This window comes from Komagataeibacter kakiaceti JCM 25156 (genome assembly GCF_000613305.1).
The window spans coordinates 1-2236 of sequence record NZ_BAIO01000392.1 but is presented as its reverse complement, the minus strand read 5'-3'; the positions used below and the strand labels follow the sequence as shown (position 1 = coordinate 2236).

Sequence of the window (2236 nt, the reverse complement as noted above, 5' to 3'; positions counted from 1 at the left end):
GCCCCTCCTTTTCTCCGTCATGGGCTGAAGGCCCGGTTTCAGTCGGCGTTCACCTCGTTCCCATTGATGGTCAGGTGATCATCCTTCGCATCAACGGTAACGGTCTCACCATCATGAATGGTCCCTTCCAGCAGCAGGCCCGCCAGCGGGTTCTGCAATGCACGCTGGATCACGCGCTTGAGCGGGCGGGCGCCATACACGGGGTCGTAGCCTTCATTCGCCAGCCATTCCTCGCCGCCCTTGTCCAGACGCAGATGGATGTTGCGCTCATCCAGCAGCTTGCGCAGGCGACCGATCTGGATTTCCACGATCTTGCCCATGTCCGCCTTCTGCAGGCGGGAGAACAGGATGATCTCATCCAGACGGTTGAGGAACTCTGGCCGGAAGTGATTGCGCACGACCTGCATGACTTCCGGCCGCACGGTTTCGACCGATTCGCCATCGGGCAGGTGTGCCAGCACGTCGGAACCAAGGTTACTGGTCAGCACGATCAGGGTATTGCGGAAATCAACCGTGCGTCCCTGCCCATCCGTCAGGCGGCCATCATCAAGCACCTGCAGCAAGATGTTGAACACATCCTCATGCGCCTTCTCGACCTCATCGAACAGGATGACCTGATAGGGCCGCCTGCGGACCGCTTCGGTCAGCACGCCACCTTCCTCATACCCGACATAGCCGGGAGGGGCGCCGACCAGACGGGCCACGGCGTGCTTTTCCATGAACTCGCTCATATCGACGCGGAGCAGGGCCTTCTCATCATCGAACAGGAAGCGGGCCAGCGCCTTGCACAGTTCCGTCTTGCCCACGCCCGTCGGGCCAAGGAACAGGAACGAACCGATGGGGCGGTTGGGATCCTGCAGGCCGGCACGGGCGCGGCGCACCGCGTTCGATACCGCCTTGAGGGCCGGTTCCTGCCCCACCACGCTCTTGCGCAGTTCGTCTTCCATGCGCAGCAGCTTGGCGCGCTCGCCTTCGAGCATCCGGTCCACCGGCACGCCGGTCCAGCGCGAGACGACAGCGGCGATTCCCTGATCGGTCACGGTATCGCTGACCATGCCATCGCCCTTGCTGATCTGGTCAGCCTCTTCCTGCGCCTTGTCAATCTGGGCCTGAAGCTGCGGCAGGCGGCTGTACATCAGCTCCGACGCCCGGGCGAGGTCGCCCTTGCGCTGGGCAATCTCGATATCCGAGCGGATCTGGTCCATTTCCTCCTGCAGCTTCTGCACCGCGTTGACGCGGTCCTTTTCAGCATGCCAGGCGGCGGTCAGCGCATCGGACTTTTCCTGCAGTTCCGACAGTTCGGCTTCCAGCTTGACCAGACGTTCCTTGCTGGCCGCATCGTCTTCCTTGCGGATGGCCTCACGCTCGATCTTGAGCTGGATCAGGCGACGATCGAGTTCGTCCAGTTCCTCGGGCTTGCTGTCGATCTGCATGCGCAGGCGGCTCGCGGCCTCATCCACAAGGTCGATGGCCTTGTCGGGCAGGAAACGGTCGGTGATGTAGCGGTTGGACAGCGTCGCCGCCGCGACCAGCGCGCCATCGGAAATACGGATACCGTGATGGAGTTCGTATTTCTCCTTGATGCCACGCAGGATCGAGATGGTGTCCGCCACCGAAGGCTCACCCACATAGACCGGCTGGAACCGCCGCGCGAGGGCCGCATCCTTTTCGATATACTTACGGTATTCATCCAGCGTGGTCGCACCGATGCAGTGCAGCACGCCGCGCGCGAGTTCCGGCTTGATCAGGTTGGAGGCGTCCATCGCGCCATCGCTGCGCCCAGCCCCGACGAGGGTGTGCATCTCGTCAATGAACAGGATGATCTGGCCTTCAGCCGATTCGATTTCCTTGAGGACCGCCTTCAGCCGTTCCTCGAACTCGCCACGGAACTTGGCGCCAGCGACCAGCGCGCCCATGTCGAGCGAGAGCAGCTTCTTGTTCTTCAGCGCCTCGGGCACGTCGCCATTGACGATGCGCTGGGCCAGCCCCTCGACAATCGCGGTCTTGCCCACGCCCGGCTCACCGATCAGGACGGGATTGTTCTTGCTGCGCCGGGCCAGCACCTGAATGGCGCGGCGGATTTCCTCATCACGCCCGATCACCGGGTCCAGCTTGCCTTCCTGCGCGACCTCGGTCACGTCGCGGGCATATTTCTTCAGCGCGTCAAAATTGGCTTCTGCGTTTTCACTTGTCACTGTACGTCCCTTGCGGATGGCCGCTATCGCCTTGTCCAGCG

The 2236-nt window shown here is 62.4% G+C and carries 1 protein-coding gene; it reads right to left on the bottom strand.

Features of this window, described 5'->3' with window-relative positions; all coding sequences use genetic code 11:
• Positions 1–38 precede the first annotated feature (38 nt).
• A partial coding sequence (clpB, locus tag JCM25156_RS14235) for an ATP-dependent chaperone ClpB (protein WP_025813602.1) occupies positions 39–2236 on the bottom strand: 2198 nt, incomplete at its 5' end.